Consider the following 16,063-nt stretch of genomic DNA (forward strand, 5'->3'; position numbering starts at 1 on the left):
GTTAAACAAAACTGCTAAAGCGTTCGCCAGAAGCTCCACAGGCTGCGCGCAACGCCCTACCTGCCAAAACATAGGAGTTTATTCAAATGGCGAACGACTTTCTTTTTACCTCTGAATCCGTCTCCGAAGGCCACCCCGACAAAGTGTCCGACCAGATCTCGGACGCCATCCTCGACGCCATCCTGGCGCAAGACCCGAACGCCCGCGTCGCTGCCGAGACGCTGTGCAACACTGGCCTGGTGGTGCTGGCCGGCGAAATCACTGCCAATCCTGGCGTCAACGTGGACTACATCCAGGTGGCGCGCGACACCATCAAGCGCATCGGCTACGACAACACCGAATACGGCATCGACTACAAGGGCTGCGCGGTGCTGGTGGCCTACGACAAGCAAAGCTGCGACATCGCCCAGGGCGTCGATCACGCCAGCGACGACCACCTCAACACCGGCGCCGGCGACCAAGGTCTGATGTTTGGCTACGCCTGCGACGAAACGCCCGAGCTGATGCCCGCGCCGATTTACTACGCCCACCGCTTGGTCGAGCGCCAGGCCCAGTTGCGCAAGGACGGACGCCTGCCGTTCCTGCGCCCCGACGCCAAGAGCCAGGTGACGCTGCGCTACGTCGATGGCAAGCCGCATAGCATCGACACCGTGGTGCTGTCCACCCAGCATTCGCCTGAAATGAGTTTGGGCGACAAGATGAAGCCCGAGTTCTACGAGGCCATCCGCGAAGAAATCATCCGCCCGGTGCTGCCGCCCGAGTGGCTCACGCCCGACACCAAGTACCTGATCAACCCCACCGGCCGCTTCGTCGTCGGCGGCCCGCAGGGCGACTGTGGTCTGACCGGGCGCAAAATCATTGTGGACACCTACGGCGGTGCCTGCCCGCACGGCGGCGGTGCTTTCAGCGGCAAAGACCCAACAAAAGTCGATCGCTCGGCGGCTTACGCAGCGCGCTACGTGGCCAAGAACATCGTTGCCGCCGGCATTGCGCGCCAGTGCCAAATTCAGGTGGCCTACGCCATCGGCGTAGCCCGCCCGATGAACGTCACCGTCTACACCGAAGGCACCGGCGTGATCCCGGACGCCCAAATCGCCGCGCTGGTGCAAGAGCACTTCGACCTGCGTCCCAAGGGCATCATCCAGATGCTCGACTTGCTGCGCCCGATCTACGAAAAGACCGCCGCCTACGGCCACTTCGGCCGTGACGAGCCGGACTTCACCTGGGAGCGGACGGATAAGGCGGCTGTGCTGCGGGCTGCGGCTGGACTGTAAGCACGAGCGCCGCGAGCTTGGCTAACTTCCCAATCTCCCACCGCGCGGCGCCGTCTTTCTGGCGCGACCCCGGACTGCCCTTCGTCGAAAGCCGGCGTGCCCTCCGCAGCCGCGCCTGCTATCGGCCGCACACGCACCCCACGCTGTCGATCGGTGCGGTGGACGCGGGCAACAGCATTTTTTCGTCACGCGGGCACAGCGCGTGCATCGGGCCTGGCAGCCTAGTGGTCGTAGCCGCAGGCTGCGTGCATTCGTGCAATCCGCAGCCCGGCGCGCACTGGAGCTATCAGATGCTGCACCTCGACCCGGCGTGGGTCGCTAGTGTGCTGGTTCGCCATGACCCCTGTCCGCCTCCAGCCGGCCAAGCTTGGGTCGTGCACGATGCAGCGGCGTATGCCGCGTTCTGTGCGCTCAACCAGCAGCTTTTTTCTCAAGCCAGCCTTCAGCAAAAAATCGCAGCGCTGGAACAATTCGTGGTCCGGCGTGTCTGGCGCGCCGGACAGGCGCTGACACCCATTGCCGGAAATACCCTTCCGCCCTTGGATCGCGTACTGAGCCTGCTGCACAGCCAGCATGCCGATCCTCTTCCCGTGGCACAGCTGGCCAAGGTCGCCCACATGGCGCCGCGCACACTGGCGCGGACGTTTCTTGACGCCACGGGCCTCACGCCCCATGCCTACCAACTCGACTTGCGCGTCCATACCGCACGCAAACTCTTGAGTGCGGGTGGCACCGCAGCGCAGGTGGCGCAGGAGTTGGGCTTCTACGACCAGAGCCACTTCCAGACCACGTTCAAACAACGGGTGGCGGCCACGCCGAGGCTTTATCAGCACGCCTCTGCGATCTAAAACCGCTACTGGCCGTTTTTTCCAATACGCCATTCATCCGAAACGAGAAACTTCTTGCTGCGCGACACCGGGTTGCGTGCAAGGAGGCGTGCATTGTTCGAACAGTTCTGGATGGTTGCCGGGGCCCATTTTTTAGCGCTGCTAAGCCCCGGGCCCGATTTTTTTCTCATCGCGCAGGCGGCACTGGCGCAGGGCTGGCGGCGTGCCAGCGGCATCTGTCTTGGCGTGGCCTTGGCTAACGGCCTGTTCATCGCCCTGGCGCTCGGCGGGTTCTCGGCTCTGCGGCCTGGCAACGCCTGGTTCAACCTGTTGCAGTGGAGCGGCTGTCTGTACCTGGCCTGGCTGGGCAGCCGCTTGTTGCGCTCTACTGGAGCCCCATTGCCTCTGCCGCAGAAGGGGCTGCACAGCCCACAAGCGACTACTGGCTGGTTCACTGGCCTGCGCATGGGTCTAGCATCGGGCCTGCTCAATCCTAAAAACGCGCTGTTCTACGCCAGTCTTTTTTCCCTTTTGGCCGGAACGGAAAAAGAAATACAAGTCTTCTACGGTGCTTGGATGTTCTTCGCTGTCTTGGGTTGGGACCTTGTGGTCGCCATCGCCATGGGTCACCCTTCGGTGGTACTGCGCTTCTCTCGGCATATGGCTGCGATAGAGCGCACCACCGGTGGCGTGCTCATCCTCTTGGCCGTGGGTGTCGCGGCGGCAGCACTGCCCCGGCCCGGCTGATCGCGGCATGGCGAGAAAAATCGGAGCGATCTGTGGCTGCATTTGCAACGCATGTCCTACACCCGCGACTCCCCTGTTCTTACGGCGTGCGGCGAGCCGGCCAGTTACCTTGACCGACATGCCGTGCCGCTTGGGATGCGGCGCCCCTCAAGGAGATTGCCATGCTGAAGTACGCCATCGTTTTTGCCATCATCTCGCTCATCGCCGGTGCCCTGGGTTTTACCGGCGTGGCTGCTGGCTCTGCCGGCATCGCCAAAATCCTCTTCATCCTGTTTTTGGTACTGGCGGTCATCTTTGTGGTGCTGGCGCTGCTGGGGATCGGCGCGGCGCGCAAAGCGCTGAAGTAAGCCCACTGACAAGGCGCCACTGAGCGGCGCCGGGCATGGCCCCGTCGGCTTGCAGCGAAATCAGCCTCTGGCGCTTATGCTGTTTGCGCTACAAGCTATTATTTGCGTAGCACACTACCGCTACGAAACTGCCCATGCCCGCCATCATCACCAGCCTGCTTGATACCGATCTGTACAAATTCACCATGTGGCAGGCGCTGCTGCATCGGCACCCGCAAACCCAGGCCGAGTACGAATTTGTCTGCCGCAACGCGCCGCAATACCGGCTGGCCGATCTGCTGGACGAGGTGAACGCCGAACTCGATCAGCTGTGCCAGCTGCGCTTTACGCCGGGTGAGCTGGACTATCTGGGCGGGCTGCGTTTCATCAAATCCGACTTTGTCGATTTTTTGCGCATCTTCCAGTTCCAGCGCGCCTTCATCAGCGCCAGCGCCGAAGGCGAGCAGCTGCGCATCGTGGCGCGCGGGCCGCAGGTGCATGTGATGGGCTTTGAGATTTTTGTCCTGGCCATCGTCAACGAGCTGTACTTTCGCCGCTTTGACGCCACCGCCGCGCTGGCGCAGGGGCGCATCAATCTGGCGTGCAAGATCACTCAATTGCAGCAACTGGCCAGCGAGGTGGCGCTGGCACACCCGTTCGAGCTATTCGACTTTGGCGTGCGCCGGCGCTATTCCAGCGCTTGGCAGCGCGAGGTGGTGCAGGCCTTTGCCAGCCAGGCCGGCGAGTGGTTCAAGGCGACCTCCAACGTGCACTTGGCGCGCGAGTTGAACTTGGTGCCCGTCGGCACGATGGCGCACGAATACCTGCAAACCTACCAGGCGCTGGGCGTGCGCCTGCGCGACTTTCAAACTGCAGCCTTGGAAGACTGGGTGCAGGAATACCGCGGCGACTTAGGCATCGCCCTGACCGACACCATCGGCATGGACGCCTTCCTGAGCGACTTTGATTTGTACTTCGCCAAGCTGTTTGACGGCCTGCGCCACGACTCGGGCGACCCGTATGTGTGGGGCGAAAAGGCCTTGGCGCACTACGAAAAACTGCGCATCGACCCGCACACCAAACGGCTGGTGTTTTCCGACGGGCTGGACATCCCACGCGCCCTGGCCCTGTACCGCCATTTTGGCGACCGCACGCAACTGGGCTGCGGTATTGGCACGCAACTGACCAACGACATGGGGCTAGAGCCCCTGAGCATCGTCATGAAGCTGACCCACGCCAACGGCCAGCCGGTCGCCAAAATCTCTGACAGTCCCGGCAAGACGCTGTGCGACAACCCGACCTTTCTGGCTTATCTGCGCCAGGTGTTTGACGTCAGCGCGTAAAGTGAAGCTCAGCCGTGCTTTGTCGCTCTCTTTACCAGAGCATCCAGCGCTTGCGTTCTGGCCATCTCCGCTATAAAACAGTGTGAAAACCACTGGATTCATGCGCTGATAGCTCACTTTTTTGACAATCTGCTGCCACAGCCCGCTCTGATCCGACACATGTACGACACCGCTCTCTACATTGGCCGCTTTGAACCGCCCCATGCCGGCCACATGGCCTTGCTGCAGCGCGCACTCGACAGCGCGCCGCAAGCCATCGTGGTGATGGGGTCGGCCTGGCAGGTGCGCTCGCCAAAAAACCCTTTCACCTGGCCCGAGCGCGAGATCATGCTGCGCGCCGCCCTGAGCAGCGCCGACAACGCGCGCCTGCAAGTGCTGCCGGTGCGCGACTACTACAACGAAGCCGTCTGGGTGCAAGCCGTGCGCCGCGCGGTGGCAGAGGGCACGCCGGCCCATGCACGCATCGCACTGGTGGGCCACTTCAAAGACGCTACCAGCAGCTACCTGGACCAGTTTCCCGGCTGGGATCTGATCCACATGGCGCGCCAGGGGTGCATCGACGCCACCACCATCCGCGATACCTACTTTGGCGCCACCCCGGCCAGCGCCGCCGCCGCGCTGGCGCCACTGGCCAGTCAGATGCCAGCCAGCACGCTGGCGGCGCTGATCGCCTTTGCCCAGCAGCCCGAATACCCAGTGCTACAGGAAGAATGGCGCATGTTGCGCGGCTACCGCGCCGCCTGGGCGCAGGCGCCCTACCCGCCGGTGTTTGTCACCGTGGACGCGGTGCTGCGCTGCCAAGGCCAGGTGCTGCTGATCCGGCGTGCCCACGCGCCCGGTCAGGGGCAACTGGCGGTGCCAGGTGGTTTCATCGAGCAGCGCGAAACGGTGTGGCAATCGTGCCTGCGCGAGCTGACCGAAGAGACCCACTGCGCCCTGCCCGAAGCCACGCTGCGCACCGCTCTGCGCGAAGTCACCGTGTTCGACCACCCCGACCGCAGCCAGCGCGGGCGCACCATCACGCACGCGCATTACTTTGATCTGGCCGAAGCGCCCTTCCCGGCGGTGCAGGCCGACGACGACGCCGCGCAAGTGTTGTGGGTGCCGATAGAGCAGCTGGCAAGCCTGGAAGAAGCATTTTTTGAAGACCACTTTCACATGCTCGACCACTTCTTCGGACTGACGGGGATGGATGGCTTGCTGCTGCCATGAAAAAGAGTCAAAACAGCCTTTACCGCTTATAAATTAAGCGGTTGCAGCTATTGATTTGATAGTATTTACAAAGCAGCATATAGGCCATGCCTTAGACTCCACGGCCTGCGCAACCCCCGCGCCCAGTGTGCAGCGTCCAGCCCTGACACCGAGCGCGCGCCGCCCTTCTGCCCCTCTTTGTATGACCAAGCCGTCTTTATCCCTGCTCATTTTTGGCCTTGTCGTGACCGCTGCCGTGCTGGGCATCTACCTGCCTGGCTGGAACAACCAGCTTTTATTTGACGACCAGCGGCTGCTCGACGGATCGGTGTTCGGTGTTTATGGCCACCTGACCGAATTCAAGCAGCGCATGTTGTCCTACGGCAGCTTTGTCTGGATCGATGCGCTGTTCGGCCCTGATTGGGGCAAGCAGCGCCTGGTGAACATCCTGCTGCACCTGGGCACGGTGGCGGCGCTGTACGCGCTGCTGCGCGAGCTGTTGGCGCGCACCCGCTTTCCTGAAGAATTTGAAGCCCAGCCGCACTTTGGCTTGTCCCGCACGGCGGCGCTGCGCGTCGGTGTGGCGCTGTTTGCCGTCAACCCGGTAGCGGTGTATGCGGTGGCGTATCTGATGCAGCGCTCCATCCTCATGGCCACTTTTTTTGCGGTGCTGGCGTGCTGGTTGTATGTGCGTGGCCTGACGCGCGGGCACGCCTATTGGTATGGGCTGGCGCTGCTGAGCTATGTGCTGGCAGTGCTGTCCAAAGAACATGCATTTTTGATGGCAGCGATGGCTTTGCCGCTGTATATCTTTATCCGACGCCCCCCCTGGAAAAAGATGCTCGTGACGGCCGGGGTGTCTTTGGCCGTTGTGGGCATCGCCAGCGCAGTGCTGTGGTCGATTTATGCCAGCTTTTTCGGCACCGCCTTTGACGCTCGCTCGCAGGAGTTCATCCGCCAGTTAGAAATTCTCAGTCCCGGTATCTCCGGGCGCATGTACCCGCTGAGCATCCTGAACGAGGCATGGCTGTTTTTTGCCTATGGTGTGCTCTGGTTTTTGCCCAACGTGGATTGGATGTCGATCGATTTGCGACCCGCCTTTCCGCTGTCCCTGACCTCGTTTCCACACATCCTGGGCGCTATTGGCTATGTGGCGCTGTGGGCCGCTTCAGTGTGGTTTTTCTTGCGCGGGCGCGGTGCGCTGAGTTTTGCCGCACTGTGCCTACTGTTTCCGCTGCTGCTGTTTTTTACTGAATTTGCCACGGTCTGGGTGCAAGACCCGATGGTGCTGTACCGCAGCTACCTGTGGGCCATTGCAGTGCCGGGCCTGATTGCGGTGGTGTTGACCGGGTTTGCCCCCCGCACCATCTATGTCTTGGGCGCTATCTTGATGCTGCTGTGGTCGGTGCTGGCGCTGGAGCGCACCCTGTCGCTGCGCGATGGCTTTACCGCCTGGGGCGATGCCGCCGAAAAAATAGATATCAAGGCCCCGCCCAACGCCGTGGGACGCTGGCAGGCCTTCCTCAACCTGGGGGGCTACCACGTTGAATTCGGCTCACGCACCGAAGCCCGCAAAGCGCTGACTACCGCCATCGCGCTGGGCGAAAACAATGGCTACGCCCTGTTCAACATGGGCCTTGCTGCCCAATACGAGAAAAAGCACGCCGAGGCCTTGGCGTGGTTTACCCGCTCCGAGGCCAAAGGCTTTCACATGGCACTGCTGCCCTACCACCAAGGCGAGTCGCTGTTTGCGCTGGGCCAATGGGCGCAGGCCTACCAAAGCCTGTCAAAGGCGCTGACCATGCCGGTGGCCGCGCAAGACCATGCCAAATACCGCACCTTGCGTGCCGAAGCGGCGCTGGCGGTGCAGCAATACGAGGTGGCAATAGCAGACTTTCAACGGCTACTCCTAGATGCCCCCACTGATAGCCGTTTGCTGCAAGGCCTGGGATTGGCGCAGGTGGGCAAAGGCAATGCACCGGCAGCTTTGGCGATTTTCAATCCCCTCATCGCCAAGAGCCCGAGCGCTACGGCCTACTACGGGCGCGCCATGGCGTACCTGAAAGCCGGCGACCCAGCAGCCAGTCTGCAAGACCTGGACCAAGCCATTGCGCTGGAGCCGAGCAACCCTCGCTACAAAGAGATCCGCGCCCAAATTGCCGCTGGCAAAGAGCCGCGCTGACGCCATGGGTGTTACCGTATTGCACATTGGCAAGTTCTACCCGCCCCACCACGGCGGGATGGAAGTGTTTCTGGCCGACCTGATCGCTGCCCAACGCGCCCAAGGCATCGACGCCGCAGCTCTGGTACACGGCCAACCCGAGCCAGACGACCCGCCATGGCTGCTGCGTGTGCCGGTGCAATTTCACCTGCTGCATGCCCCGATAGCCATCGGTTTTCGTGCGGCGCTGGCGCGTGCGCTGGAGCAGTGGCAACCTGACGTGCTGCACCTGCACCTGCCCAACAATTCGGTATTCTGGGCGCTGACGCTGGCCGATGCACGGGCTGTGCCCTGGGTGGTGCACTGGCACTCGGACGTGGTGATGTCGCGCATCCGACCTGCCTTGAGGCTGGCGTACCGGCTGTACCGGCCGTTTGAACAAGCGGTGCTGGAGCGCGCCACGCGCATCATCGCCACCTCACCGCCCTACCTGCAGGCCAGCGAGCCGCTGCAGCAATGGCACGACAAATGCGCTGTTGTGCCGCTGGGCCTGCAACTCACCCCGGTAGCCGACATTGCCGCAGCCAGCGAGCCATCCGTTCATCACTGGCAGAAAGGCACCCTGCGCCTGCTCTCGATTGGCCGGCTGACCTATTACAAGGGCTTTGAAACCCTGATTGTGGCCGTGGCCGACCTGCCCGGTGTCGAGTTGCTGATTGCCGGCGACGGCGAGCTGCGCGCCGCGCTGCAGGCGCTGATTGACACCCAAACGCCGCCCGGCCAAGCCGCACGCGTGCGCCTGCTCGGCAGCATCAGCGAAGCCGACAAAACCGCCCTGCTGCAAAGCTGCGACGTGTTTTGCCTGGCCTCGCGCGAGCGCACCGAAGCTTTTGGCGTAGTGCTGCTCGAAGCCATGGAGCACGCACGCCCATGCCTCGTCTCGGCGCTGTCCGGATCAGGGATGCCGTGGCTGGTCCAGAGCGCTGGCGCCGGCCAGCTGGTCGCAGTGGAAGACGTACCGGCCTGGCAGGCAGCGATTGCGCAGTGGCAACAGCCAGCGCTGCGCCAGCCCTACGGACAGGCCGGACAACAAGCGCTGCATCAGCGTTTTTCGATCGATGCCTGCGCACGCGCCATCACCACGCAATACGCCTTGGCCGCACCCGAGGCGAACCACGCCACCACAGCTGGCAAGGATGTGCTGATCGTCATTCCAGCACGCAACGAAGCTGCCACCATTGGCGCGCTGCTGCAGCATCTGCAAGCCGCCGGCTGGCACGACGTACTGGTCATCAACGACCACAGCAGCGACGACACCGGCAGCATTGCCCGCGCTGCGGGTGCCCAGGTGCTCGAACCGGTGCTGCCCATGGGCGCCTGGGGTGGCATGCAGGCGGGCATCCGCTACGGCCTGTCGCGCGGCTACCAGGCCGTCATCACCATGGATGCCGACGGCCAGCATGAAGTGGCGGAACTTCCCTCCTTGCTGCAGGCACGTGGGCAGGCTGATGTGGTGATCGGCGCCTTTCCGGAGCGCGCCAGCCGGCTGCGACAAATCGCCTGGGGCTGGTTTCGCCGCTTGGCCGGTTTTGAACTGCGCGACTTGACCTCGGGGTTTCGGCTGTACAACCGCGACGCCATGGCGCTGCTGGCCTCGCGCGAGGCCACTTTGCTCGACTACCAGGATCTGGGCGCCCTGCTGATGGTGCGCCGCGCTGGGCTGAACATCACCGAAGTGCCGGTCTCCATGAACCTGCGTGCCGTCGGCCAGTCACGCATCTTCAACTCCTGGTTCAGCGTGGGGAAATACATGGCCGCCACCACGCTGCTGTGCATGGCGCGCTGGCAGGTGCGCGCACCGCGTCTACGCCGCGCTGGTGCTCCAGCCATGGGAAGCCACAAAGGCGAATAGGAACTCCATGAAGGTGGCTGCTGCTGGCGACAGTGCAGCGCTGGCACGGCGGTACACCAGAAATTTGCGCCGCAGCTCGGGTGCGTACACCGGGCGCATTTCCAGCTGGTGCAAATCCACCAGCGAGACGGCGTAAGGCAGGCAGGCGGTGACGCCTTGGCGTGCGCTGACCATGCTCAGCGCGGTGGTCATGAAGGCCACTTCGTGCGTCGAATGCAGCGTCAACTCCCGCCGTGCCAGGTGCAAGTCCAGCGCCAGGCGCTCGGTGAACTGGCCCTGGAGCGCAATGAACGGGTACTGCACCACATCACGCCAGCCAATGCGCTTGCACTGCTGCAGTGCGTGTCCGGGCGGAAACACCACCATGAAGGGCATGTCGAACAGCTCTTGCGTAGCGATCTCGGTAGTGGTGGCGCGCTCGGGCCCGATGCCAAAGTCCACCTCGCCGGCGCCGACCCGCGCCAGCACGCTCTCGACAGCGCAGTCCACCAGGCGCACCTGCACGCCGGGGTGGGCGGTGCAAAAGGCCGCCATCACGTCTGGCAACAGCGTGCAGGCCATCAGCTGCGGCACGGCAATGCGCACCATGCCGCGCTGCAAGGCCTTCAGATCGTCCAGGCCATGTAGCACGCCATCGAGGTCTTGCAGCACCTTTTCAATCAAGGGCACAAAACCCTGGCCGACCTGGGTCAGCGCGATGCTGCGCGTGTTGCGATCGACCAAGCGCACGCCCAGCTGCAGCTCCAATTCTTTGATCAGCCCACTGAGCGCCGACTGGGTGATGTGCAACACCGCCGCCGCCTGGGTAAAGCTGCCGGTGTGGGCCAATGCCACCAGCGCGCGCAATTGACGCAAGGTCACATTCATAAGCTTATCTTGTTAATACATTCATAAAAATCGTTTGAATCATAGATTCAAAGCGCCTCTAATAGCCACACAACGGCCAAAGTGGCACCTGCAGACCACACAACCCTTGTACCCACTGACCCCTCAGACTGGAGACATCCCCATGAAGATCAAGAAATTTCACCATGTAGCCTATCGCTGCATCGACGCCAAAGAAACCGTCGAGTGGTATGGCAAATACCTGAACATGGATTTCATCCTCGCCATTGCCGAAGACGAAGTGCCATCGACCAAAGAACCCGATCCGTACATGCACATCTTTCTGGATGCAGGCGCCGGCAATATCCTGGCCTTCTTTGAGCTGCCCACCAAGGCGCCGATGGACCGTGACCGCAACACCCCCACCTGGACGCAGCACCTGGCCATGGAAGTGGGCAGCATCGAGGAGATGATGGAAGCCAAGGCGCGCATGGAAGCTGACGGCATCGAGGTGGTGGGCCCGACCGAGCACACCATCTTCAAGTCGATCTACTTCCGCGATCCGAGCGGCCACCGCCTGGAGCTGGCCGTCAACACCGGCACACCCGAGATGATGAAACAGCTGGATGACGTGAAGTGGGACATGCTCAACGAATGGGCCGCCACCAAGAAAGCCCCCAAGCACGCCGCCTGGATGCACGACGGCAGCGTCGCCACCAAGTAAGCGAAAAAGCGCAGCACCGCAAAGGAGATACGCCATGGGCAACCGTTGGGGGCACGCCTGCGTGCGTGCATTGGAGATCGTCATCGTCGCCTGTCTGGCGCTGATGGCGGTACTGGTGTTCGGCAACGTGGTGCTGCGCTATGCGTTCGATTCCGGCATTGCGGTGTCCGAAGAACTCTCGCGCCTGCTGTTTGTCTGGCTGATCTTCCTGGGCGCCATCTTGGCGTCGGTGCAGCACGCACACATTGGTTTTGACGCGCTGGTGCAGCGCTTGCCGCTGGTGGGCCGCAAGCTGCTGGTGGTGCTGACCGGCGGCCTGATGCTCTGGGCCTGCGGCATGTTCATCGTCGGCGGCTGGCAGCAAACTGAAATCAACCTCGGCAACAGCTACCCGGTGCTGGGTATCTCTTATGGCTGGCTATACGGCGTGGCGATTGTGTTTGGCTGCGGCATGGCACTGGCGATTGCCAACAACATCTGGCAAACGCTGCGCGATCCCGGCGGGCCGGTGCTGACCAAAGACCTGGGCGACCGCATTCTGGAAAAAATGCCTGACGTGGCGTCTGTTGAAAAGCAGGAGGAGCCGCAGTGAGCGCCGCCATCTTCCTGGCAGCACTGCTGCTGCTGATCGCGCTGGGCATGCCGATTGCCTTTGCACTGCTGTTCTCGGGCGTGGCCGTGATGTTCCAGCTGGGGCAGTTCGACGCGCAGATCGTGGTGCAGAACGCCATTGGCGGGGCCGACAACTTTGTCCTCATGGCCGTGCCCTTCTTCATTTTGGCCGGCGAATTCATGAACGCCGGCGGGCTCTCGCGCCGCATCGTCGAGATGGCCGGCGCCTTTGTCGGCCACCTGCGCGGCGGCCTGGGCTATGTGGCGATTTTTGCCGCCATCCTGCTGGCCAGCCTGTCGGGTTCAGCGGTGGCCGATACCGCCGCGCTGGCCGCCATTTTGGTGCCGATGATGCGCCAGGCCGGTTATGACCCGGCGCGTGCCTGCGGGCTGATGGCGGCGGGCGGCATCATCGCCCCAGTCATTCCGCCGTCGATTGGTTTTCTGTTGTTTGGCGTGGTGGCCAACGTGTCGATCACGCGGCTGTTTCTGGCTGGCATCGTGCCGGGCGTGATGATGGGCGGCGCGCTGGTCATCGCCTGGTGGCTGGTGGCGCGCCGCACCAACGTACTGGTGGCGCCGCGCAAGCCGTGGAGCGAGCGCCTGGCGCTGCTGGGCAAGGGGTTTTGGGCGCTGATGCTGCCGGTGATCATCATCGGTGGCCTGAAATTTGGCATCTTCACGCCCACCGAAGCGGCGGTGGTGGCCGCGGTGTACGCGCTGTTTGTCGGCGCCGTGATCTACCGCGAGCTCAGGCTGGCCGACATCTACCACTGTTTTTTGGTGACGGCGCGCACCACCGCCGTGGTGCTGCTGCTCGCCAGCCTGGCAATGGTGGCGTCGTACATGATCACCATTGCCGATGTGCCGGGCCAAGTAGGCGGCTGGTTGGGCGGGCTGAGTGAGCATCCGCTGGCGCTCACGGCGGCCATGATGGCGGTAGTGTTCCTCTCCGGCATGGTGCTGGACTTCATTCCCATCGTGCTGATCTTCACGCCAGTGTTCATGCCTATCGTGCAGCAGGCCGGCATCGATCCGGTGTACTTTGGCGTCATCTTCATCATCAACTGCTCGCTCGGCATGATCACCCCGCCCGTCGGTGTGGTGCTGAACGTGGTCAGCTCGATTGGCAAGGTGACGCTGGGCCAGGCGGCGCGCGGCATCCTACCCTTCCTGCTGGCCGAGCTGGCGGTACTGGTGGCGCTGGTGCTGTGGCCGGCGCTGGTCACCGTGCCCGCCGGCTGGTGGCGTTAAATTGATTTTCCCTTTTCAAAACAGGAGACAACCCATGAAAGCACTTTCCCCACTGATAGCCTTGGCGCTGGCCGGCAGCTTCGCCATGGCGCTTCCTTTGAGCGCCGCCGCCCAAGCCCCGGCAAAATTTGCCGTGACGCTGCCAGAGAAATCGCACCAGGGTCAGGGGGTGGCCAAGTTCATTGAGCTGGTGGACGCCAAGAGCGCCGGCAAGATCAAGATCAAGGCGTTCTACAACGGCGCGCTGGGCAACGATGTGCAGGTCACTTCGGCGCTGCAGGGCGGCACCATCGAATTCACCGTGCCGCAGACCACCACGCTGACCGGCATGGTCAAGGAATACGAAATTCTGGATTTCCCGTTCCTGTTCTCCAACGCCCAGCAGGCTGAAAAAGTACTGGACGGCCCGGTCGGCGACAAGCTGCTGGCCCTGCTGCCGGCCAAGGGGCTGGTCGGATTGGCGTACTGGGAAAACGGTTTCTTCAACGCCACCAACAGCAAACGCCCGATCAACAAGGTGGAAGACTTTGCCGGCCTGAAATTCCGTGCCGTGCAGGCCAAGATTTCGCAAGAAACCATTAAGGCATTGGGTGCCAACCCGGTGCCGCTGGCCGTGCCTGAGCTCTACACCGCACTCGAAACGCGCACCGTGGACGGCCAAGGCACACCGACGGCCGTGATTGCTGCGCTCAAGCTCAATGAAGTGCAAAAGTACCTCTCGCTGACGCGCCACAGCTACGGCGCCTTCATTCCGCTGGTATCGAAAAAATACTGGGACAAGCTCAGTGAAGGCGACCGCAATATCCTGAAAGACGCCGCCATCGAAGCCCGCACCTTCCAGCGCGGCGTCGCCCGCGACCAAGAAAAATCAGCCCAGGCCGCCATGGCCGCCAAGGGCCTGATCGTCAACGACGTCACCGAGGCCGAGCACGCCCGGATGCGCGACAAGGTGCAGCCGGTGTGGAAGATGTTCATCCCCAGCGTGGGCGAAGCTCTCTACAAAGAAGTGAGCGACCAGCTCAGCGCCAAGTAAGGCAGGCCGGGGCGTTTGCACCGGCATCTCTCCCCACTCATTCACATAAAGGACTTCCGCATGAAACTCGCCACACTGAAGACGGGCGGCCGTGACGGCACCTTGGTCGTCGTATGCCGTGACCTCTCGCAATGCATCGCCGTGCCACAGATTGCGGCCACGCTGCAGGCGGCACTCGACGAGTGGGACCGGATCGTCCCGCAGCTGCAGGCCGTGTCAGACGCCCTGAACGCCGGCACGGCGGCGGGCGCACAAGCCTTCGATGCCGCCGCCTGCCATTCGCCGCTGCCGCGCGCCTACCAGTGGGCTGACGGCTCGGCCTACCTGAACCACGTGGAGCTGGTGCGCAAGGCCCGCAACAGCGAAGTGCCGGCTTCGTTCTGGACTGATCCGCTGATGTACCAAGGTGGTTCGGACTCGTTTGTCGGCCCGCGCGACCCGATCGATGCCATCACCGAAGACTGGGGCATCGACCTTGAAGCCGAAGTGGCCGTAGTCACCGGCGACCTGCCACTGGGCGCCAGCGTGGCGCAGGCTGGCCAAGCCATCCGGCTGGTGATGTTGGTGAACGACGTGTCACTGCGCAACCTGATTCCGGCCGAACTGGCCAAAGGCTTTGGCTTCTTCCAGTCGAAACCGGCCAGCGCGTTTTCGCCCGTCGCCGTGACGCCCGATGAATTGGGCAGCGCCTGGCAGGACAGCAAGCTGCGCCTGCCGCTGCGCGTGCAGATCAACGAGCAGCCCTTTGGCTGCCCGAACGCCGGCGAGGACATGGCCTTCAGCTTTGCCCAGCTGGTGGCACATGTCACCAAGACGCGCGCCATGGCGGCCGGTTCGATCATCGGTTCGGGCACGGTGTCGAACAAACAGGGCGATCTGCACGGCTCCAGCATGGCCAATGGCGGCGTCGGCTACTGCTGCCTGGCGGAAGTACGCATGTACGAAACCATCGAAAGCGGCGCGGCCGTGACGCCGTTCCTGCACTTTGGCGACCGGGTGCGCATTGAAATGCTCAACGCCGAGGGTGCCAGCATCTTTGGTGCCATCGAACAAACCGTGCGCCGCGTGCAGGCTCCGGCCTGAACCTGCGTCTGCACCCCACGCGCAAGGACGGCCCCATGCTTCAGCTTTATTCCTACTTTCGCAGTTCGGCTGCGTACCGCCTGCGCATTGCGCTGCACCTCAAAGGTCTGGCGTTTGACACCGTGCCGGTGCACCTGCTCAAGGGCGGCGGCGAGCAGCTGCAAAGCGCTTACCGGGCCATCAACCCGGCAGGGCTGGTGCCGGCCTTGCAATGCGACAGCAATGGCAGCGGCAGCGGGCACACCGTGACGCTGACGCAGTCGCTGGCGATCATGGAGTACCTGGAAGAAACACACCCGCAACCACCGCTGCTGCCAGCCGATGCGCTAGGCCGTGCGCGCGTGCGTGCGCTGACCCTGACGGTGGCGTGCGACATCCACCCGCTGAACAACCTGCGTGTGCTGACCTACCTGTCGGGTGAACTGCACGCCAGCGGCGACGCACGCAATGCCTGGGCACGCCACTGGATGGCGCTGGGCTTTGCGGCGCTGGAAGAACACCTAGCGCACAGTCCGGCCACCGGCCTGTGCAGCCACGGCGACACGCCGACGATGGCCGATTGCTGTGTCGTGCCACAGGTCTTCAATGCGCAGCGTTTTCACCTTGACCTGGCGCCCTACCCGACGCTGGTGCGCATTGCGCAGCACTGCGAAGCACTGCCGGCGTTCATCGCCGCCCACCCGGCGCAGCAGCCGGATGCAGCGTAAAAAGCCACACTGCGGGCCAAAATAAACATCAAATCCGCCTCAAA

General features: G+C 62.9%; 15 protein-coding genes. 14 read left to right on the forward strand and 1 reads right to left on the reverse strand.

The window, feature by feature from the left end; genetic code table 11:
• Nucleotides 1–86 precede the first annotated feature (86 nt).
• From metK to Q390_RS17135, 8 genes are all read left to right on the forward strand, one after another.
• Nucleotides 87–1,274, forward strand: coding sequence for a methionine adenosyltransferase (gene metK / locus Q390_RS0100870; protein ID WP_027994371.1), 1,188 nt, complete (start codon nucleotides 87–89; stop codon nucleotides 1,272–1,274).
• A 17-nt stretch (nucleotides 1,275–1,291) separates the two neighbouring features.
• On the forward strand, nucleotides 1,292–2,122 hold the full coding sequence (locus Q390_RS0100875) for a helix-turn-helix transcriptional regulator (protein WP_245606830.1): 831 nt from the start codon (nucleotides 1,292–1,294) through the stop codon (nucleotides 2,120–2,122).
• 54 nt (nucleotides 2,123–2,176) lie between these two features.
• Nucleotides 2,177–2,848, forward strand: coding sequence for a LysE family translocator (locus Q390_RS0100880; RefSeq protein WP_245606831.1), 672 nt, complete (start codon nucleotides 2,177–2,179; stop codon nucleotides 2,846–2,848).
• Nucleotides 2,849–3,009: 161 nt separating this feature from the next.
• The gene (locus Q390_RS0100885) at nucleotides 3,010–3,195 is read left to right on the forward strand and encodes a DUF1328 domain-containing protein (protein ID WP_027994374.1); all 186 of its coding nucleotides are present in this window, start codon (nucleotides 3,010–3,012) and stop codon (nucleotides 3,193–3,195) included.
• Between the two features lie 134 nt (nucleotides 3,196–3,329).
• Nucleotides 3,330–4,517: a nicotinate phosphoribosyltransferase gene (pncB, locus tag Q390_RS0100890; RefSeq protein WP_027994375.1), complete on the forward strand. Its 1,188-nt coding sequence runs from the start codon at nucleotides 3,330–3,332 to the stop codon at nucleotides 4,515–4,517.
• Between the two features lie 159 nt (nucleotides 4,518–4,676).
• On the forward strand, nucleotides 4,677–5,729 hold the full coding sequence (locus Q390_RS0100895; protein WP_027994376.1) for a bifunctional nicotinamide-nucleotide adenylyltransferase/Nudix hydroxylase: 1,053 nt from the start codon (nucleotides 4,677–4,679) through the stop codon (nucleotides 5,727–5,729).
• Between the two features lie 181 nt (nucleotides 5,730–5,910).
• Nucleotides 5,911–7,890: a tetratricopeptide repeat protein gene (locus tag Q390_RS0100900; RefSeq protein WP_027994377.1), complete on the forward strand. Its 1,980-nt coding sequence runs from the start codon at nucleotides 5,911–5,913 to the stop codon at nucleotides 7,888–7,890.
• Nucleotides 7,891–7,894: 4 nt separating this feature from the next.
• Nucleotides 7,895–9,781 (forward strand): glycosyltransferase, encoded by a 1,887-nt coding sequence (locus Q390_RS17135; protein ID WP_037471908.1) that lies wholly within the window; start codon nucleotides 7,895–7,897, stop codon nucleotides 9,779–9,781.
• Here Q390_RS17135 and Q390_RS0100910 read toward each other — a convergent pair.
• Nucleotides 9,734–10,648, reverse strand: coding sequence for a LysR family transcriptional regulator (locus Q390_RS0100910; protein WP_027994378.1), 915 nt, complete (start codon nucleotides 10,646–10,648; stop codon nucleotides 9,734–9,736). The two genes, Q390_RS17135 and Q390_RS0100910, sit on opposite strands and share 48 nt — an antisense overlap.
• 142 nt (nucleotides 10,649–10,790) lie before the next feature.
• Here Q390_RS0100910 and Q390_RS0100915 point away from each other — a divergent pair, with 142 nt between their 5' ends.
• The 6 genes from Q390_RS0100915 to maiA are packed head-to-tail and all read left to right on the forward strand — an operon-like array spanning nucleotide 10,791 to nucleotide 16,019.
• On the forward strand, nucleotides 10,791–11,330 hold the full coding sequence (locus Q390_RS0100915) for a VOC family protein (RefSeq protein ID WP_027994379.1): 540 nt from the start codon (nucleotides 10,791–10,793) through the stop codon (nucleotides 11,328–11,330).
• A gap of 34 nt (nucleotides 11,331–11,364) precedes the next feature.
• Nucleotides 11,365–11,922: a TRAP transporter small permease gene (locus tag Q390_RS17140; RefSeq protein ID WP_037471910.1), complete on the forward strand. Its 558-nt coding sequence runs from the start codon at nucleotides 11,365–11,367 to the stop codon at nucleotides 11,920–11,922.
• Nucleotides 11,919–13,196: a TRAP transporter large permease gene (locus tag Q390_RS0100925; RefSeq protein ID WP_027994380.1), complete on the forward strand. Its 1,278-nt coding sequence runs from the start codon at nucleotides 11,919–11,921 to the stop codon at nucleotides 13,194–13,196. The genes Q390_RS17140 and Q390_RS0100925 overlap by 4 nt, the downstream gene beginning before the upstream one ends.
• Nucleotides 13,197–13,230: 34 nt before the next feature.
• Nucleotides 13,231–14,229 (forward strand): TRAP transporter substrate-binding protein, encoded by a 999-nt coding sequence (locus tag Q390_RS0100930; protein WP_027994381.1) that lies wholly within the window; start codon nucleotides 13,231–13,233, stop codon nucleotides 14,227–14,229.
• A 60-nt stretch (nucleotides 14,230–14,289) separates the two neighbouring features.
• Nucleotides 14,290–15,312 (forward strand): fumarylacetoacetate hydrolase family protein, encoded by a 1,023-nt coding sequence (locus Q390_RS0100935; protein WP_027994382.1) that lies wholly within the window; start codon nucleotides 14,290–14,292, stop codon nucleotides 15,310–15,312.
• Between the two features lie 35 nt (nucleotides 15,313–15,347).
• Nucleotides 15,348–16,019, forward strand: a complete 672-nt coding sequence (gene maiA / locus Q390_RS0100940) for a maleylacetoacetate isomerase (RefSeq protein ID WP_027994383.1) — start codon at nucleotides 15,348–15,350, stop codon at nucleotides 16,017–16,019.
• Nucleotides 16,020–16,063: the final 44 nt, after the last annotated feature.

The organism is Simplicispira psychrophila DSM 11588 (assembly GCF_000688255.1).
Taxonomy (GTDB): Bacteria; Pseudomonadota; Gammaproteobacteria; order Burkholderiales; family Burkholderiaceae_C; genus Simplicispira; species Simplicispira psychrophila.

Excerpts from the sequence above, each read along its gene's own strand:
- metK (WP_027994371.1), top strand. The coding sequence starts at position 87 with ATGGCGAACGACTTTCTTTTTACCTCTGAATCCGTCTCCGAAGGCCAC.
- Q390_RS0100885 (WP_027994374.1), top strand. The coding sequence starts at position 3,010 with ATGCTGAAGTACGCCATCGTTTTTGCCATCATCTCGCTCATCGCCGGT.
- pncB (WP_027994375.1), top strand. The coding sequence starts at position 3,330 with ATGCCCGCCATCATCACCAGCCTGCTTGATACCGATCTGTACAAATTC.
- Q390_RS0100895 (WP_027994376.1), top strand. The coding sequence starts at position 4,677 with ATGTACGACACCGCTCTCTACATTGGCCGCTTTGAACCGCCCCATGCC.
- Q390_RS0100900 (WP_027994377.1), top strand. The coding sequence starts at position 5,911 with ATGACCAAGCCGTCTTTATCCCTGCTCATTTTTGGCCTTGTCGTGACC.
- Q390_RS17135 (WP_037471908.1), top strand. The coding sequence starts at position 7,895 with ATGGGTGTTACCGTATTGCACATTGGCAAGTTCTACCCGCCCCACCAC.
- Q390_RS0100910 (WP_027994378.1), bottom strand. The coding sequence starts at position 10,648 with ATGAATGTGACCTTGCGTCAATTGCGCGCGCTGGTGGCATTGGCCCAC.
- Q390_RS0100915 (WP_027994379.1), top strand. The coding sequence starts at position 10,791 with ATGAAGATCAAGAAATTTCACCATGTAGCCTATCGCTGCATCGACGCC.
- Q390_RS17140 (WP_037471910.1), top strand. The coding sequence starts at position 11,365 with ATGGGCAACCGTTGGGGGCACGCCTGCGTGCGTGCATTGGAGATCGTC.
- Q390_RS0100930 (WP_027994381.1), top strand. The coding sequence starts at position 13,231 with ATGAAAGCACTTTCCCCACTGATAGCCTTGGCGCTGGCCGGCAGCTTC.
- Q390_RS0100935 (WP_027994382.1), top strand. The coding sequence starts at position 14,290 with ATGAAACTCGCCACACTGAAGACGGGCGGCCGTGACGGCACCTTGGTC.
- maiA (WP_027994383.1), top strand. The coding sequence starts at position 15,348 with ATGCTTCAGCTTTATTCCTACTTTCGCAGTTCGGCTGCGTACCGCCTG.